Source organism: Streptomyces sp. NPDC093801, from assembly GCF_040701585.1.
In the GTDB taxonomy this organism is placed as follows: Bacteria; Actinomycetota; Actinomycetes; order Streptomycetales; family Streptomycetaceae; genus Streptomyces.
The window spans coordinates 88,964-105,581 of the sequence record NZ_JBFBDP010000022.1; the positions used below are offsets into that span (position 1 = coordinate 88,964).

Annotated in this window: 13 protein-coding genes and 2 tRNA genes; 4 read left to right on the forward strand and 11 right to left on the reverse strand. The window is 74.3% G+C overall.

The window, feature by feature from the left end; genetic code table 11:
* Window positions 1–6 precede the first annotated feature (6 nt).
* On the forward strand, window positions 7–1,677 hold the full coding sequence (locus AB0469_RS25345; protein WP_366453721.1) for an MDR family MFS transporter: 1,671 nt from the start codon (window positions 7–9) through the stop codon (window positions 1,675–1,677).
* Here the strand turns inward: AB0469_RS25345 and AB0469_RS25350 are convergent.
* The 9 genes from AB0469_RS25350 to AB0469_RS25390 form a co-directional block, all read right to left on the reverse strand.
* Complete coding sequence (locus AB0469_RS25350) at window positions 1,656–2,312, reverse strand: TetR/AcrR family transcriptional regulator C-terminal domain-containing protein (protein WP_366453722.1); 657 nt, start codon at window positions 2,310–2,312, stop codon at window positions 1,656–1,658. The two genes, AB0469_RS25345 and AB0469_RS25350, sit on opposite strands and share 22 nt — an antisense overlap.
* A gap of 90 nt (window positions 2,313–2,402) precedes the next feature.
* Window positions 2,403–4,694: a glycosyltransferase family 39 protein gene (locus AB0469_RS25355; RefSeq protein ID WP_366453723.1), complete on the reverse strand. Its 2,292-nt coding sequence runs from the start codon at window positions 4,692–4,694 to the stop codon at window positions 2,403–2,405.
* Complete coding sequence (locus tag AB0469_RS25360) at window positions 4,691–5,965, reverse strand: bifunctional glycosyltransferase family 2/GtrA family protein (RefSeq protein ID WP_366453724.1); 1,275 nt, start codon at window positions 5,963–5,965, stop codon at window positions 4,691–4,693. The genes AB0469_RS25355 and AB0469_RS25360 overlap by 4 nt, the downstream gene beginning before the upstream one ends.
* 25 nt (window positions 5,966–5,990) lie before the next feature.
* Window positions 5,991–7,556 (reverse strand): HAMP domain-containing sensor histidine kinase, encoded by a 1,566-nt coding sequence (locus AB0469_RS25365; protein ID WP_366453725.1) that lies wholly within the window; start codon window positions 7,554–7,556, stop codon window positions 5,991–5,993.
* Entirely contained in the window at window positions 7,556–8,323 is a 768-nt protein-coding gene (locus tag AB0469_RS25370; RefSeq protein WP_366453726.1) for a response regulator transcription factor, read from the reverse strand. The genes AB0469_RS25365 and AB0469_RS25370 overlap by 1 nt, the downstream gene beginning before the upstream one ends.
* 67 nt (window positions 8,324–8,390) lie before the next feature.
* The gene (locus tag AB0469_RS25375; protein ID WP_366453727.1) at window positions 8,391–9,290 is read right to left on the reverse strand and encodes an amidohydrolase family protein; all 900 of its coding nucleotides are present in this window, start codon (window positions 9,288–9,290) and stop codon (window positions 8,391–8,393) included.
* The gene (locus AB0469_RS25380) at window positions 9,274–9,612 is read right to left on the reverse strand and encodes an antibiotic biosynthesis monooxygenase (RefSeq protein WP_366453728.1); all 339 of its coding nucleotides are present in this window, start codon (window positions 9,610–9,612) and stop codon (window positions 9,274–9,276) included. The genes AB0469_RS25375 and AB0469_RS25380 overlap by 17 nt, the downstream gene beginning before the upstream one ends.
* Window positions 9,613–9,715: 103 nt before the next feature.
* Window positions 9,716–10,612, reverse strand: a complete 897-nt coding sequence (locus tag AB0469_RS25385) for a DUF2797 domain-containing protein (RefSeq protein WP_366453729.1) — start codon at window positions 10,610–10,612, stop codon at window positions 9,716–9,718.
* Window positions 10,609–11,043, reverse strand: a complete 435-nt coding sequence (locus tag AB0469_RS25390) for an Lrp/AsnC family transcriptional regulator (protein WP_366453730.1) — start codon at window positions 11,041–11,043, stop codon at window positions 10,609–10,611. Before AB0469_RS25390 ends, AB0469_RS25385 begins: the two co-directional genes overlap by 4 nt.
* 108 nt (window positions 11,044–11,151) lie before the next feature.
* On the opposite strand from AB0469_RS25390, the gene AB0469_RS25395 reads away from it, so the two are divergent.
* Window positions 11,152–12,078, forward strand: a complete 927-nt coding sequence (locus tag AB0469_RS25395) for an SMP-30/gluconolactonase/LRE family protein (protein WP_366453731.1) — start codon at window positions 11,152–11,154, stop codon at window positions 12,076–12,078.
* Between the two features lie 69 nt (window positions 12,079–12,147).
* On the opposite strand, the gene AB0469_RS25400 is transcribed toward AB0469_RS25395, so the two are convergent.
* Both AB0469_RS25400 and AB0469_RS25405 read right to left on the reverse strand, forming a co-directional pair.
* Window positions 12,148–12,220: transfer RNA gene (locus AB0469_RS25400), tRNA-Arg, on the reverse strand.
* A gap of 294 nt (window positions 12,221–12,514) precedes the next feature.
* A tRNA-Ser gene (locus AB0469_RS25405) sits at window positions 12,515–12,605 on the reverse strand.
* Window positions 12,606–12,815: 210 nt separating this feature from the next.
* On the opposite strand from AB0469_RS25405, the gene AB0469_RS25410 reads away from it, so the two are divergent.
* Complete coding sequence (locus AB0469_RS25410; RefSeq protein WP_366453732.1) at window positions 12,816–13,235, forward strand: SSI family serine proteinase inhibitor; 420 nt, start codon at window positions 12,816–12,818, stop codon at window positions 13,233–13,235.
* Window positions 13,236–13,354: 119 nt separating this feature from the next.
* Complete coding sequence (locus AB0469_RS25415) at window positions 13,355–16,618, forward strand: PAS domain-containing protein (protein WP_366453733.1); 3,264 nt, start codon at window positions 13,355–13,357, stop codon at window positions 16,616–16,618.

Consider the following 16,618-nt stretch of genomic DNA (forward strand, 5'->3'; position numbering starts at 1 on the left):
AAACACATGGCTACGACCACACCCGAGGGTGTGCGGGGAGGCGGCCGGTCGGAGACCACGTCCGACGGCGCGCCCATGACCCACTCCCAGATCATGAAGGCGCTGTCCGGGCTCATGCTCGGCATGTTCGTGGCGATCCTGTCCTCCACGATCGTCTCCAACGCCCTGCCCCAGATCATCAGCGACCTCGGCGGCACCCAGTCCTCCTACACCTGGGTCGTCACCGCCGCCCTGCTGTCGATGACGGCCGCGACCCCGCTGTGGGGCAAGCTGTCCGACCTCTTCAGCAAGAAGCTGCTCGTCCAGATATCCCTGGTGATCTACGTCCTCGGCTCCGTGGTCGCGGGCCTGTCCCAGAACACCGGCATGCTCATCGCCTGCCGCGTGGTCCAGGGCATCGGCGTCGGCGGCCTCTCCGCCCTCGCGCAGATCGTGATGGCGGCGATGATCTCCCCGCGCGAGCGCGGCCGCTACAGCGGCTACCTCGGTGCGGTCTTCGCCGTCGCCACCGTCGGCGGCCCGCTGCTCGGCGGCGTCATCACCGACACCTCGTGGCTCGGCTGGCGCTGGTGCTTCTACGTCGGCGTGCCCTTCGCGGTCATCGCCCTGATCGTCCTCCAGCGCACCCTGCACCTGCCGGTCGTCCGCCGGGACGTGAAGGTCGACTGGCTGGGCGCCTTCCTGATCAGCGGCGCCGTCTCGCTGCTGCTGATCTGGGTCACCCAGGCCGGCGACTCCTACGACTGGATCTCCTGGACCACCCTGGCGATGACCGGCGGCGCCGTCGTGCTCGGCCTGCTCTTCCTGCTCGTGGAGTCCCGCGCGAGCGACCCGATCATCCCGCTGCGCCTCTTCCGCAACAAGACCATCAGCCTGGCCTCGGCCGCCTCGCTCTTCGTCGGCGTCGCGATGTTCTCCGGCACGGTCTTCTTCAGCCAGTACTTCCAGCTGGCCCGCGGCGAATCCCCCACCATGTCGGGCATCCTGACCATCCCGATGATCGGCGGCCTCTTCGTCTCCTCCACGGTCTCCGGCCAGATCATCACCAAGACCGGCAAGTGGAAGGCCTTCCTGGTCTCCGGCGGCGTGCTGCTGACCGCGGGCCTCGGCCTCCTGGGCACCCTGCGCTACGACACCCCGTACTGGCGCATCGCCCTGTTCATGGCGCTGACCGGCCTCGGCCTCGGCATGATGATGCAGAACCTGGTCCTCGCCACCCAGAACCAGGTCGCCCCCGAGGACCTCGGCGCGGCCAGCTCCGTCGTCACCTTCTTCCGCTCCCTGGGCGGCGCCATGGGCGTCTCGGCGCTGGGCGCGGTCATGGCCAACCGGGTCACCCACTACGTCAAGGACGGGCTGGCCGCACTCGGCCCGAAGGCGGCGGCCCTGGGCCACGGCGGTACCGGCGGGGGCGGGATCCCCGACCTCGACAAGCTGCCCGCGCCACTGCGGCAGGTCATGGAGTCCGCGTACGGGCACGGCGTCGGCGACGTCTTCCTCTACGCCGCCCCGAGCGCGCTCCTCGGACTGGTGCTGGTCGTCTTCATCAAGGAGGTCGCGCTGAAGTCGAAGCCGGCCGCGCACGCCCCGGGCGCGGAGGGCACCACCGCCGGGGTCCCGCCGCAGTCGTCCGGCGAGGGCTCCAAGGCCTCCTCTCAGGCCTCGTCCCAGGCCTGAGTCCGGCGGTCGGCCGCCTTGGCCTCGATGCCCGCGATCAGGACGTCGAGGGCCAGGGCGAAGTCCGCCTCGGGCGCCCGCCGGACCGTGCCCCCGCAGCCGTGCAGCGCGCAGCCGTTCAGGAACTGCGACACGGCCAGGTGGGCGCCGGTCCGGCCGGCGTCCGCCAGGCCGGCGGCCTCCAGCAGACGCTGCAGGGCGGCGTCGAAGGCCCGCGCGTGCGGGCCGATGTTCGGGTAGACGGCGCTGAGCGGAGCCACCCACGGGTGCTCCGCCAGCAGCCTGCGGTAGCCGCAGGCCAGTCCCCTCAGCCGGCTCGGCCAGGACTCCTCCGGCGGCGGGCCGGCCGGCAGCGGCTGCTGGCCCAGGGCACTGTCCAGGGCCAGTTCGAGCAGGTCGTGCTTGGTGTCCACGTACCAGTACAGGGACATCGCGGTGACGCCCAGCTCGGCCGCCAGCCTCCGCATGGAGAAGCGGCCGAGCCCCTGCGCGTCGAGCAGCCGCACGGTGGCGGCGGTGATCCGGTCCCGGTCCAGCCCCGAGGGGGCCTCGGTACGCCGTCTGACGGGGGCGGCGGGCCTCGCGGCCAGCCACACACTGGTCCTGGCGTCGCCCGGATCAGCCTCGGTCACCATCGAGGTGCCCTCCTCATCACAAGGGGATCAGCCCGGAATGCCCGGTCCGCCCTCTTGATGCTAGGGGGTGCCGCGTGGATCGGGGCGGGTTCAGGACGTGCCGGTCGAAGGGGCCGTCAGGTCGTAGAAGGTGGCCCCGCCGATGGTGGTGGGCTTGAACGTCGCCCTCACCCAGCTGTCGATGGCCGTACTGGTCGAGCCGCCCGGGCCGCCCTGCCCGCCCGCCCGGCCCGCTGCCCGGGACTCACCGCCGCCCGCGCCGCCCTCGGGGCCGCCCTGGGCGATGAACCAGTGGATCCTCCCGGCCTTCACGTAGGCCTTGAACTGCTCCAGCGTCGGGGAGGGGTCACTCCCGTTGAAGCCGCCGAGGGGCATCACGGGCCGGCCGGAGGCCAGCTGGTAGCTCGCCGCGTTCTGCGAACCGACGGCGGCCGCCGCCCAGGTGTGGCGGTCGGCACCGGCCCGCAGCGCGGCCTTGGCCTCGGCGGAGACCCGGGCCCCGTCCAGCAGTCCGCCGGCTCCGCCCCGCATGCCCGGGCCGCCGCTCCGGGCGCCCCGGCCGGACCCGGACCGGCCCGCGCCGCCCGTACCGCCGGCGCCGCCAGGCTGTCCGAAGCCCGGTGCGCCGCCCGGCGGGAAGCCCTGGGGCCCGCCCTGCGGCATGCCCCCCTGGCCGCCCTGCGGGGCTCCCTGCGGGGCTCCCTGCGGGGCCCCTTGAGGCGCGGCTCCGCCCGGACCGCCTCCGGGAACGCCCGGCAGGCCGCCCCCGAACCGCTCCCCGACCGGACCGAAGCGCATCCCCCCGGGACCGCCCCGCCCGCCGGCCACCGCCGGACCGGCCGTCACGATCGACCCGGTGTGGCCGGTGGAGACCGTGGTCATGCAGTACGCGAACGGCCCCGCCAGAGCCGCTCCCAGCCCCAGCGCCGCCGCCCCGAGCAGCCCCCGGCGCCCCAGCCGGGCGGCGAACGGCAGCGCGACGGCGGCGAGCAGGCCGGCCACCAGCACCGCCCAGCGCAGCCACGGCAGATAGCCCGAGGAGCGGCCGAGCAGCACGTACGACCAGACGGCGGTCAGGGCGAGGGTCCCGGACAGGGTGAGTGCGGCGGCCCGGCCGCCCCGTTCCTCCCACAGCACGGCCACGCCCATGCCCACGAGCGCGGCCACGAAGGGGGCCAGCGCGACCGTGTAGTACTGGTGGAAGATGCCCTGCATCCAGCTGAACACCGCGGCGGTGACCAGCAGGCAGCCGCCCCAGGCCAGGAAGGCCGCGCGGGCCATGCTCTGCAGGGAGTCGGCGGCCCGGGCGGCCCGCCAGGTCACCACCAGCCCCGCCACGAGGAGCACCAGCGCCGCGGGCAGCAGCCAGGAGATCTGACCGCCCACATCGGCCGAGAACAGCCGGCCCACGCCGGTCTCCCCCCAGCCCCCGCCGCGCAGGCCCGGCCCGCCCTCGGGCAGCCCGTACGCCCCGGGCCCTGAGAAGGCTCCGCCGGTCCGGCCGCCGCCCACACTGCCGGTCTCGTTGCCGTTCAGCCGGCCGAGACCGTTGTAGCCGAAGGTCAGCTCCAGGAAGGAGTTGTGCTGCGAACCGCCGATGTACGGGCGCGAGGAGGCGGGCCACAGCTCCACGACCGCCACCCACCAGCCGCCGGCCGCCACCATCGCGGCGCCGGCCAGCAGCAGCTGTCCGAGCCTGCGGCGCAGCCGGGTGGGCGCGCAGACGGCGTACAGCAGGGCCAGCGGCGGCAGGATGAGGAAGGCCTGGAGGGTCTTGGTCAGGAAGCCCAGGCCGATCGCCGCCCCGGCCGCCACCAGCCACCCGGTCCGCGCTCCGTCGAGGGCGCGCAGCACGCAGTACACGGTGACGGTCAGCAGCAGCGTCAGCAGCGCGTCGGGGTTGTTGAAGCGGAACATCAGCGCGGCGACGGGCGTGAGGGCGAACGCCGCCCCGCTCAGCAGCGCGGCCGCGGGCCCGAACTGGCGGCGCACGGCGGCGTACAGGACGGCGGTGGTGCCGACGCCCATCAGGGCCTGCGGGACGAGGATCTGCCAGGAGCCGAGGCCGAACATCCGGACGGACAGCATCATCGGCCACAGGGCGGCCGGGGGCTTGTCGACGGTGATGGAGTTCCCGGCGTCGGAGGAGCCGAAGAAGAAGGCCTTCCAGCTCTCGGAGCCGGCCTGTACGGCGGCGGAGTAGAAGGAGTTGGCGTAGCCGGACGCGCCCAGGTTCCACAGCAGGAGGACGGCGGTGGCGAGCAGCAGCGCCGCGTACGCGGGCCGTTCCCAGCCGGGCCGGGCGGCGGCGGCCCGCTGCGCGGCCGGGGCGGTGGCCCGCTCGGGGAACGGGGATCCGAAGGAGGGCAGGGCCGTGGTCATCGCTGGTCGTCCTTCACGGGAACGGGAGTGGTGCGGCGCTCGGGGAACACCCAGGCACGGAAGAGCAGGAACCGCAGCACGGTGGCGGCGAGGTTGGCCGTGATGAGCACGGCCAGTTCGGTGCCGTGGGCGGGGTCGTCGGTGGCCACGCCGAGGGCTGCGAGCGAACCGCTGGTCAGGGCCAGTCCGATGGCGAACACGACCAGGCCCTGGGCCTGGTGGCGCAGGGCGCGGTCGCGGCCCCGGACGCCGAAGGTGAGCCGGCGGTTGGCGGCGGTGTTGGCCACGGCGGAGAGCAGCAGGGCGGCGGCGTTGGCGGCCTGCGGTCCGGTGCCGAGCCGGAAGAGGGAGTACAGGGCGAGGTAGCAGAGGGTGGAGAGGACGCCGACCGCGCAGAAGCCGAGCAGCTGGCGGGCCAGCCCGCGCGGCACCCCGGGCAGGGCGGTGCGGTCGCGCGGGTCGTCGCCGAAGGGGCGCGCCAGCCGGTCCAGGGGGAGCGCCCCCAGGGCCAGCGCCCGGCCCACCCGCCAGACGCCCTTCAGGTCCTCGGTGGCGGTCCTGACGATGTGGACCGTGGAGTCGGGGTCGTCGACCCAGTCGACCGGCACCTCGTGGATGCGCAGCCCGGCCCTCTCTGCGAGCACCAGCATCTCGGTGTCGAAGAACCAGCCGGTGTCCTCGACGAGCGGCAGGAGCCGCTGCGCCACCTCGCGCCGGATGGCCTTGAATCCGCACTGGGCGTCGCTGAACCGGGCGGCGAGCGAGGAGCGCAGCAGCAGGTTGTAGGCGCGGGAGACGAACTCCCGCTTCGCTCCCCGCACCACCCGCGAGGAGCGGGCGAGCCGGGTGCCGATGGCCAGGTCGGAGTGGCCGGAGATCAGCGGGGCGACCAGCGGCAGCAGCGCGTTCAGATCGGTGGAGAGGTCCACGTCCATGTACGCGAGGACGGGTGCCTCCGAGCGGGTCCAGACGGTGCGCAGGGCGCGGCCGCGGCCCTTCTCCTCCAGCCGGACGCTGCGTACGCCGGGGATGCCGGCGGCGAGCGCGGCCGCGCACGCGGGGGTGCGGTCGGTGCTGGCGTTGTCGGCGATGGTGATGCGGAAGGGGTAGGGGAAGGTCCGGGTGAGGTGTGCGTGCAGCCGGCGCACGCAGGGGCCGAGGTCCCTTTCCTCGTTGTAGACCGGGATCACCACGTCGAGTACGGGCTCGCCGGGCACGGGCGCGAGGGGCGCCCGTGCCGGGAGGGCGCCGGAAGAGGTGTCGGTTGGCATGCTCCGAGCCTCACCGGGCGCCCTGTCACCTCGGTGTGCTGAGCCTGTGGCCCCTCTGTGAGTCCGCAGGGGTCAGGGGGCGGGGGGCCGCGGTGAGGGGGAGCAGCACCTCGAAGCAGGTCCGTCCGGGCTCGCTGCGTACGTCGACCCGGCCGTCGTGCGCCGTGACCACGGCCTGGACGATGGCCAGGCCCAGCCCGGTGGAGCCCGCCGTGCGGGAGCGGGAGGCGTCACCGCGGGCGAAGCGCTCGAAGACGTGCGGCATCAGCTCGGCGGGGATCCCGGGGCCGTCGTCCTCGATCCGCAGCCGGACGGCGGATGTTTCACGTGAAACACGGGCCGTGACGGTGGTCCCCGGCGGGGTGTGGGTGCGGGCGTTGGCGAGGAGGTTCACCAGGACCTGCTGGATCCGGGCCGGGTCGGCCGGCACGGGGGCGGGCTCGTCGGGCAGTTCCAGGCGCCAGTGGTGTCCGGGGCCGGCGGCCCGGGCGTCGCTGACGGCGTCGACGACGAGCGGGGCCAGGTCGGTGTCCTCGCGGGACAGCGGTCGGCCCGCGTCCAGCCGGGCCAGCAGGAGCAGGTCCTCGACCAGCCCGGTCATCCGGGTGGCCTCCGACTCGATCCGGGCCAGCGCGTGGCGGGTGTCGGGACCGGGCTCCTCCCTCCCCCGGCGGGTGAGTTCGGCGTAGCCGCGGATGGAGGCGAGCGGGGTGCGCAGCTCGTGGGAGGCGTCCGCGACGAACTGGCGGACCTGCGTCTCGCTCTGCTGCCGGGCCGTCAGTGCGGAGGAGACGTGGCCCAGCATCCGGTTGAGGGCCGCGCCGACCTGTCCCACTTCGGTACGGGGGTCGGCTTCGGCCTCGGGCACGCGTTCGTGCAGGGCCGGCTCCCCGCTGTGCAGGGGGAGTTCGGAGACCCGGGTGGCGGTGGCGGCGACCCGGCGCAGCGGGCGCAGGGCGACCGCGACCAGTGCCTGTCCGGCGAGCGAGGCGGCGAGCAGCCCGGCCAGGGTGACGCAGACCTCGACGGCGATCAGGGTGTTCACGGTGGAGTCCACGCCCCTGAGGGGGAAGGCGAGCACCAGGACCCCGTCGGGCGCGGCCAGCGCCCGGTAGGCGCCGAGGCCGGGCAGGTCCACGTCCACCGTGCGGGCCCGGCCGGGGCCGGCGGTCCGCGCGACGTGCTCCAGGACGGCCGTCTGCGCCTCGGTGAGGACCTCGCGGTGGTCGAGGCCCGGTCCTTCCACGGGGGCGATCCGGGCGCCGCCGATCGTCTTCCCGGCCGGGTCGAGCCGGATCCCGGCGGCGCCCATGGGGGAGCCGGGGGCGAAGACGAAGCCGAGGCTGCCCTCTCGGGCCGCCTTGCCCGCGCCCGGACCCCGGACGGCCATCTCCACGGAGTTGTTCAGCTGCTTGTCCAGCTCGCCCATCAGGCGGGAGCGCATGGCGAGTGTGGTGACGGTCCCGATGGCCGCGCCCACCACGGCGATCAGCGCCACCGCGGACACGACCAGCCGGGTCCGCAGCGACCACGGCCGGCGGCGGCGCGGCCCGCGGCGTCCGGAGCGCGGCCCCGGGAGGCGGAGGGCCACTACTCGGCCGGCTTGATCAGGTAGCCGGCGCCGCGCCGGGTGTGGATCATCGGGGGCAGCCCGGTGCCGCCCTCCAGCTTCCGCCGCAGGTAGGAGATGTAGAGCTCGACCACGTTGGCCTGGCCGCCGAAGTCGTACGACCACACCCGGTCCAGGATCTGCGCCTTGCTGAGCACCCGGCGCGGATTGCGCATCAGGTAGCGCAGCAACTCGAACTCGGTGGCGGTCAGATGGACCTCGCGGCCGCCCCGGACCACCTCGTGGCTGTCCTCGTCGAGGCTCAGGTCGCCCACGGTGAGGACCGAGCCGCCGCGCGCGGCCTGCGCCGCGCCGGAGCGCCGGACCAGACCGCGCAGCCGGGCCACGACCTCCTCCAGGCTGAACGGCTTGGTGACGTAGTCGTCGCCGCCCGCCGTCAGGCCCGCGATGCGGTCCTCGACGGAGTCCTTGGCGGTCAGGAACAGCACCGGGACCTGCGGGATCTCCCGGCGCAGCAGGCCGAGCACGGCCAGCCCGTCCATGTCCGGGAGCATGACGTCGAGGACCACCACGTCCGGCCGGAACTCCCGCGCCGCCCGTACGGCGCCCGCTCCGTCACCGGCGCTGCGGACCTCGCAGCCCTCGTAGCGCAGGGCCATGGACAGCAGCTCGGAGAGGGAGGCCTCGTCGTCGACGACGAGGACCCGGCAGGGGCCCCCGTCGGGGCGCCGCAGCGCCGTCGGGTTCGCGGTGGACGTGGACGCGGGGGAGGTGGTCGTCGCTGTCATGCCCCCACGCTGGCCCGCGCCCGTGAGAGCGTTCTTGCCCCAACCTGTGAATCTCCTGAGAAAGGGATCAGCGCGGCCCGGGCGGTCGGCCGGGCAGGGAGAACAGCCGGGCGCCGTTGTCGTGGCAGACCGCGCGCAGCCAGTCGTCGCCGAGCCCGAGGCGTTCCAGGGCCTCCAGCTGGTGCTCGTAGGGGTAGGGGATGTTGGGGAAGTCGGTACCGAGCAGGATCCGGTCCCCGAGGTCGGCGAGCCGTCCGAGGTCCGCGGGCGGGAAGCCGCTGAACTGCGCCGAGAAGTCGGTGAAGGCCATGGTGGTGTCCAGCCGCACCTCGCGGTGGCGGTCGGCGAGGTCGAGGAAGTCGGCGTACTCGGGCATCCCCATGTGTGCGACGACCAGCGGCAGCCGGGGGTGGCGGGCCAGCAGCCGGGCGATCGGCCCGGGCCCGGTGTGCGCGGCCGCGACGGGCCCGGAGCCGCAGTGGACCACGACCGGGATCCGCGCCTCGGCGAGCAGCCCCCACACCGGTGTGAGCAGAGGGTCGTTCGGGTCGTACCCGCCGACCTGGAGGTGGGCCTTGAAGACGCGGGCTCCCCGCTCCACGGCCCGCCCGACGTAGGCGGCCGCGTCCTTCTCCGGGAAGAAGGTCGCGGTGTGCAGGCAGTCGGGGGTGCGGGCGGCGAAGTCCTCGGCCCAGGCGTTGAGCCAGGCGGCCATGGCGGGCTTGTGGGGGTAGAGCATCGAGGTGAAGGCCCGGACGCCGAACTCCCGGAGCAGCGCGACCCGCTGCTCCTCCTCGTGCCGGTAGGTGATGGGCCACGCGACGCCGGTCAGCGGGCCGGCGGCGTCGAAGTAGTCCCACACCTTGCGCATCACCCGGTCCGGCATGAAGTGCGTGTGCACGTCCACCAGACCGGGCAGCCCCAGCCGGTCGCGGAAGGCCCGGACGGTCTCAGCCGTTGCGGGCAAAGCCGTGGCTCCGCTCGACGGTCGCGACGTGCAGGGAGTAGCTCTCGTACCAGTCGGCGCGCCCCTGCTTCATGGCGGCCTGGTGCTCCAGGTCCGTGCGCCAGGCGGCCAGGGACTCGTGGTCGCGGAAGTAGGCGACGGTGATGCCGAGGCCCCCGGGGGTGCGCGCCGACTCGTACCCGAGGAACCCGGGGTTCTCCCGGACGAGCTCGTTCATCCGGGAGAGGACCTCCGGGTACCCGGTGTCGTCGGAGGTGCGGACATTGCTGAATACGGCCATGACATAAGGCGGTTCGAACGCCGGCACGGGCTGGATGCTCATGACCGCCACCCTCTGCGGAAGCCCCTTGGCATGTCCACCAGAAACAGGCCCGGACGTCCAAAGGGATCCAAGTTTTGACCTTCGGGGGTTCCGCGGCTCCCGGTCAGAACAGCCCGTCCTGCCCGTCCGCCCGGGCCGGCGGGGCGACGGCCGCCGTCGGGGCGTCGGTCGCCGCCCGGTCGGGTGCGGCGGCCAGCTCCCAGCCGGCCAGCAGCCGGGTGTCCACCACGAGCCCGTCCGCGAAGTGCAGGTCCGGCCCCGCGGCGCCCACCAGCCGCCCCACGACGGCCGCACCGGGCACCAGTTCCGTGACCACGCGGACCGGGGCGGGCAACGCGGCCAGCCCGAACGGCCCGGCGTGGTCGGTGGTCGCGCACCCCAGCCGCTCCAGCGACTCCGGCCACCCCGGGAGCGCCGCGGCCCGGGCGTGCAGCTCGGCCACCTCCCGCGCCCGTTCGGCCTCCGGCGGCAGCCCGGCCCGCACGGCGCGCTTGCGGGCGTAGGGGATCCGGTCCGGTACCCCGAGGGCGGCGCGCAGCAGCTCCTCGGTCCGGCGCGCCGCCATCAGCGGCCCGCGCCCCAGCCAGGTCCAGGTCACCGCCCCCTGCTCCAGCAGCCGCACCGCACCGCGCTCCTCGGCGGTGATGCCGACCTTGACCATCCCGGGCCCGAACCACGCCAGGTACACCCGGTACGGACGCGGATCGGCGGCGTTGGTGTCGGCCGCCACCGAGAAGGACCGGTCGAGCCGGGCGCACTCGGGACACTGGGCGCTCGCGGCCCGTCCCGGTACGGTCCGGCCCGCCGGGCACGGGGTCCGCTTCCCGGCGCGCCGCACGCCGAGGCAGTGCCGCTCGCCCCGGGCGGCGAAGGCCAGCCGCTGTCCCGAGGAGAGCGGACTGCCGCGCTCCGCACGCCCGGGCCCGGACCACCCGACGGCGGGCCGTTCCCCGCTCCACCGGATCCCGGTGCACCACCAGCCCCCGGCGGTGCCGGTCACAGGGGCAGGGGCCGCTCGAAGAAGGTCTCCAGGACCACGGTCGCCTGCGTCCCGCTGACCCCGTCGATGGCGTAGAGGCGGCGCAGCACGTCCTGGAGCTGCTCGGTGGTGGCCGTGCGGACCTTCACCAGCACGGAGGCGCTGCCGGCGATGATGTGCGCCTCCTGGATCTCCGGAATCGCCGCGAAGTCCCCGGCCGACTCGCCCATCCACGCGTTGGAGTCGACCATCACGTAGGCCAGCACCCCGCTGCCGACGGCCGCCGGATCCACGTCGACCGTGGTCCGCCGGATCACACCGCGCTCGCGCAGTTTGCGCACCCGCTCGTGGGTGGCCCCCGCCGAAAGCCCCACGGCCGTCCCGAGAGCGGCGTAGGACTGCCCCGCGTCCTCCTGGAGGCGCAGGAGCAGCGCCCGGTCGATGTCGTCCACGCGATCTTCCTCCCATATGCCCGCCCACCCTTGCGAAGACGGTACCTGATCCTGCAATCTCACCATCAAGCCGAATCATATTCGGTCCTTCGCTCTGATGGGGGAACCATGTTGGGAATTGCCGACCTCACCTTGTACGAGATCCTGGACGAGCGCTTCCGGACCGGCCGCTGCGCCAACGGGGACCTCCGCCTGGAGCGCCTCCACGACGGCTGCCGCTGGGCCGAGGGGCCCCTGTACCTGCCGGCGTGGCGGCAGCTGGTGTGGAGCGACATCCCGGGCGACCGGATGCTCCGCTGGGACGAGGCGACGGGCGCGGTGTCCGTCTTCCGCACCCCGGCCGGCCACTCCAACGGCAACACCCTCGACCGCGAGGGCCGGCTGATCACCTGTGAACAGGGCAACCGCCGCGTCACCCGCACCGAGCCCGACGGCAGCCTCACCGTCATCGCCGACCGCTACGACGGCAAGCGGCTCAACAGCCCGAACGACGCGGTGGTGCGCTCCGACGGGTCGGTCTGGTTCTCCGACCCCGACTTCGGCATCACCAGCGACTACGAGGGCGGGCGCGCCCCGAGCGAGATCGGCTCCTGCAACCTCTACCGCGCCGACCCCTCCACCGGCGAGGTCCGCCTCGTGGCCGACGGCTTCCTCGGGCCGAACGGGCTGGTCTTCTCCCCCGACGAGAGCGAGCTGTACGCGGCCGACACCCGCGCGGGCCACATCCGCGCCTTCGCGGTCGGGGACGACGGCACGCTGAGCGGGGACCGCGTCTTCACGGCCTGCCCCTCGGTCGACAACATCCGCTTCGACGACGAGGGACGGCTGTGGGCGGCCGCGATGGAGTCGGGCGTGCACTGCTACGCGGCGGACGGCGACCTCATCGGCCGCCTGCGCGTCCCGGAACCCGTCTCGAACATCGCCTTCGGCGGCCCGAAGAACAACCGGCTCTTCATCACCGCCACCACCTCGCTCTACTCGCTGGTGATGTCGGTGACGGGTCTCCCCCGCGCCCTTCCCGCCCGCCGGCCCTAGCCGGCGGGACGGACCGGCCGGGCATACGCGAGAGGCCCCCAGGATTTTTCCTGGGGGCCTCTCGGGCTGTGCACTCGGCAGGATTCGAACCTGCAACCTTCTGATCCGTAGTCAGATGCTCTATCCGTTAAGCTACGAGTGCTTGGCTTCCCGGCGTTTCCTGCCCGGTTGGCCTTGCGAGAACAACAATACATGGACCTCGCCGGGACGCGAAATCCATAAGCCACAACACCCCTGACCTGCGGAAACGTGCTGAACGAAGATCATCGGCCCGGATCCGGCCGGAGCGCGGGAGCCCCGGCGGGTACCCACGGAGGGCCATCCCAAACGCCAGGGCCCGCCTTCGAGCCCCGAACGCACCGGCACACCGGCGGCACGCAGGCACCCCGAACGCACCGAAGCCCCGGTCCGTCAGGACCGGGGCTTCGGTGAGGTGCGGAGGCGGAGGGATTTGAACCCTCGATGGGGTGTAAGCCCCAAACCGCATTAGCAGTGCGGCGCCATAGACCGGACTAGGCGACGCCTCCAGCACACCCCCGTAACGAGGGTGCGTGCAGATGATGACACAGCCGCGGGGCCGGTCACCAATCCGCTCCCACGGTACAAGGAGCCGGGCCCACAGGGCAAAGCCTTAAGCCCTCTTCCTTGATCCCTTCTCCCGGACCCTCCCCCTCGCAACGTCCGGGCGGGCGGGTCGTTGGTGAGGCGTACGACGTACGGACGACCTGGAGTGCCCCATGCTGCGTCTCGCCGCCTTCGCCGTCACCTCCGCGCTGGCCGCCGCGGCGGCCGGACCGCTGCCGCCGCTGCCCCTGGGCCGGCTGCTGGCTTCCCCCGACCGGCTGACGATCGACATCTCCAAGGCGGGCGGCCTCGACGGCCGGTACCGCCTCGACTGCAGGCCGGTCGGCGGCGACCACCCCAAGGCGGAGGAGGCCTGCGCCCGCCTCGACGCGCTCGCGAAGCAGGGGAAGGACCCGTTCGCCTCCGCGCCGAAGCCCGCCATGTGCACCTTCCAGAGCGGCGGACCGGCCACCGCGCACGTCACGGGAACGTGGCACGGCCAGAGGGTGGACAGCTGGTTCGGACGCGAGAACGGGTGCGACATCGCCCGCTGGGACAACCTGGAACCCGTCCTTCCGACTGCGGGTGCCTGACCTGGGAGGATGCGGCGGATGCGCGGTTTCCCCCGTTCATCCGCCCCCTCTCGGCGGGACGGTGCCCTTAGACTCCTCCCGTGACATGCCGGTAGTCGTGGTCAGGGAGGACGCTCGTCGTGAGCAGCAGGCCATCCCGAGGCGCTGCTCGCCTCGCAGCAATACTCGACGCGCTTCCGGACGCGCTGTTGCTCGTCAACGCCAACGGCACGGTCGTCAACGCGAATTCGATCGCCCTCGAGGTCATGGAGAGCCCCGGCACCGGTCTCGTCGGCCGTGGTGTGCTCGACCTCTTCCCCGAGTTCGACTCGAAACTGATCCCCGGTTCGATGCGCCGTCCCGGCGACGAGCTGACGGGCCGCTCCAAGCCGAAGCGGATGACCGCGCGCCGCACCGACGGCACCGAGTTCCCCGTCGAGGTCACCAGCGCCCACCTCGACGGCCGTGACGCCTACCGCGAGCCCCAGCCGTACACCGGCGACGAGCTGCTGATGCTGGTCGTGCGCGACCTCACCGAGGCCGTGGACACCGAGGCCGAGCTGGCCCGGTCCCAGCGGCAGACCGAGATGATCCTGCGCGCCGCCGCCGAGGGCGTGGTGGGCACCGACACCGACGGCCGCGTGGTCCTGGTCAACCCGGCCGCCGCCCAGATCCTGGGCTACCGCGCCACCGACCTCGGCAACCGCGAGCTGCACGGCCTGATCCAGCACTCGCGCGCCGACGGCTCCCCCTTCCCCTTCGACGAGTCCCCGCTCGCCGACACCCTGCGCAGCGGGCGCAAGCACCGGGTCCGCGGCCAGGTGCTGTGGAACAAGGCCGGCCAGGCCGTGGCCGTCGACCTGACCACCTCGCCCGTACGGGACGGGGACGTGCTCGTCGGCGCCGTCATGACCTTCACCGACCGGCGCCCCTACGACGCGCTCGCCGCCCGCCACGCCCAGCTGGTGGCCGTGCTCGGCGACGCGCTGCGCGGTCCGCTGGAGGAGCTGCGCGGGGAGCTGGCCACGCTGGCCGCCGACGACGGCGGGCAGCTGTGGCCCGAGGCCAACCAGCTGCTGCACCATCTGGCGGCCGGGTACTCCCGGATGACCACCCTGGTGGACAACGTCCTGGGCTACCAGCGCCTGGACGCGGGCAGCGAGAAGCTCAAGAAGCGGAACGTCCTCATCAACGAGGTCGTCAAGACGGGCATCGACGGAGCGGTCGAGCTGATCGGCCCCGGCCGGGCCCAGTTCGCCGTCCACGCCCCGACGATCGAGGCCGAAGTGGACCCGGAGCGGGTCGCGACCGCCCTGGCGCACCTGGTCGCGGACGTCGCCGGGGTGGACGCCACCGGCAAGACCCGCCAGGGCAGCGGGTACAGCGACTCCACGATCGTGGTGGCCGCGGCCCAGCGAGGCGAGGTCGTACGGATCGAGGTGCGCGGCCCCTACGAGGGCGGCAACCCCGTGCACGAGCCGATCGTGCGCGGCGTCGTCACCGCGCACGGCGGGCTCCTGCAGACGGTGGAGGTGCCCGGCGCACCGGGCGGGGCGTACGTCCTGGAGCTGCCGCTGGGCGCGGGGGCCGGGACGGTGGAGCTGCCCGAGCCCGAGCCGGAGGCCGCACCCGAGCCCGAGGCCGCCCCGGCGACGGTCTCCGGCGGCCGGCGGGGCCGGCGCGGGGTGGACGCCTTCCTGGAGGACGGCACCGGCGAGGACGAGGGCGCCGGGGGTCGCGGGGCCGGAGGCGCGCTGGCGCTGCCGTCCGGACGCCGCCGCGCGGACGGCGAGGCCCCCGCGCAGGACGCCCAGGGGTCCTCGGGTCCGGCGGAGCTCGCCCAGTCGCCCGTGAACCCGGCGGGGCTCGGTACCGGGCGCCGGCGGGGCCGCGACGGCGACGACGGCCCGGGCTCCGGGCGGGCGGACGGCGGACGGCCCGTGCCCCCGCAGGGCACCGCCCTGCCGGCGCTGCCGCCCGTACCGGCCGTTCCCTCCGTACCGGTGACCGAGCATCCGGCCGGGCGCCGGCGGGCGCTGGGACCGGTGGCCGCACCCGCGCAGCCCGGCGGTCCGGTGCCCGCGGCCGGTCTCGCGGCTCCCGCCGGATCCCGCGTCGCACCCGAGGGCGGCTTCGCGCTGCCCGCCGGCCCGTCCGCGGCCGCCCCGGGCGGCTCCGCCGAGGCCGAGGCCGACGCCGACGGCTCGGGCGGGCGCCGTGCCCGCCGGGTGCTCGGCGCGCCCGCGACCCCCGCCCCGCAGGCCCCGGCCGCCCCCGGCGAGGACCCCGCGCTCCCGACCGGGCGGCGCCGTGCGCTGCCCGCGACCCCCGCCTGGCCCGTCCCGGCGGCCCGGACCGCGCCCGAGGACGCCGCGTCCGCGGCGACCGCCGTGCCCGGCGCCCGGCAGCCCGGGGACACCCCGACGAGCGGGCAGCCGATCAGCGTGCGCGCGCTCGGCACCCTGGGCCAGGGCATCTCCGTGGACCCGGGTGCCGCGGGCCCCGGCGGGTCCGGCTCCGGCCGGCGCCGCAGGCTCTCCGAACCCGCGCCCCAGGGGCGGGCCTTCGCCATAGGAGCCCCGGAGGCGGGTGCCGCCGAGGGTCCCGAGCCGCTCGACGGGCCGGGCGGTGCCGTCGAGGTGGTCAACCGCCCCGTGCCGCAGCCCGTGGACGACGAGCTCCCGCCCGAGCCGCTCGACAACCCGCGCCGGCTGCTCGTGTGGCCCGCGCCGGACGCGCAGACGCAGCAGGCGCTCAGCGAGCGCGGCTACCGACCGGTGATCGTGCACTCCCGCGAGGAGGTGGACGCGCAGATCGCGGCCTTCCCGGCAGCGCTGTTCGTCGACCCGCTGACCGGGCCCATCACCCGGACCGCCCTGCAGTCCCTGCGCCAGGCCGCGGTGGCCGCCGAGGTCCCCGTCCTGGTCACGGCCGGACTGGGGCACGCCACGCGCGAGGCGGCGTACGGGGCCGATCCGGCCGTCCTGCTCAAGGCGCTCGCGCCGCGCGACAGCGAGCAGCACCCTTCGCGGGTCCTGCTGATCGAGGAGCACGAGGAGGTGGCCACCGCGCTGACCGCCGCGCTGGAGCGGCGCGGCCTCCAGGTCGCCCGTGCGGGCGCGGACACCGACGCCGTGGAGCTGGCGACCCGGATGCGGCCCAACCTGGTGGTCATGGACCTGATGCAGGTGCGGCGCCGGCGGGCCGGGATCGTGGACTGGCTGCGTGCCAACGGTCTGCTGAACCGCACCCCGCTGGTCGTCTACACGGCCACCGGGATCGAGCCGGCCGACCGGCCGCGGCTCGCCTCCGGTGAGAGCGTGCTGTTCCTGGCCGAGCGGTCGACCACCGCGGACGTACAGGGCCGCATCGTGGACCTCCTGGCCAAGATCGGCACCAACTAG

Coding starts and splice junctions, on each gene's coding strand:
- AB0469_RS25380 (WP_366453728.1), bottom strand. CDS start 9,612: ATGAGCATCCAGCCCGTGCCGGCGTTCGAACCGCCTTATGTCATGGCC.
- AB0469_RS25410 (WP_366453732.1), top strand. CDS start 12,816: ATGCTGCGTCTCGCCGCCTTCGCCGTCACCTCCGCGCTGGCCGCCGCG.
- AB0469_RS25345 (WP_366453721.1), top strand. CDS start 7: ATGGCTACGACCACACCCGAGGGTGTGCGGGGAGGCGGCCGGTCGGAG.
- AB0469_RS25395 (WP_366453731.1), top strand. CDS start 11,152: ATGTTGGGAATTGCCGACCTCACCTTGTACGAGATCCTGGACGAGCGC.
- AB0469_RS25360 (WP_366453724.1), bottom strand. CDS start 5,965: ATGCCAACCGACACCTCTTCCGGCGCCCTCCCGGCACGGGCGCCCCTC.
- AB0469_RS25370 (WP_366453726.1), bottom strand. CDS start 8,323: ATGACAGCGACGACCACCTCCCCCGCGTCCACGTCCACCGCGAACCCG.
- AB0469_RS25355 (WP_366453723.1), bottom strand. CDS start 4,694: ATGACCACGGCCCTGCCCTCCTTCGGATCCCCGTTCCCCGAGCGGGCC.
- AB0469_RS25350 (WP_366453722.1), bottom strand. CDS start 2,312: ATGGTGACCGAGGCTGATCCGGGCGACGCCAGGACCAGTGTGTGGCTG.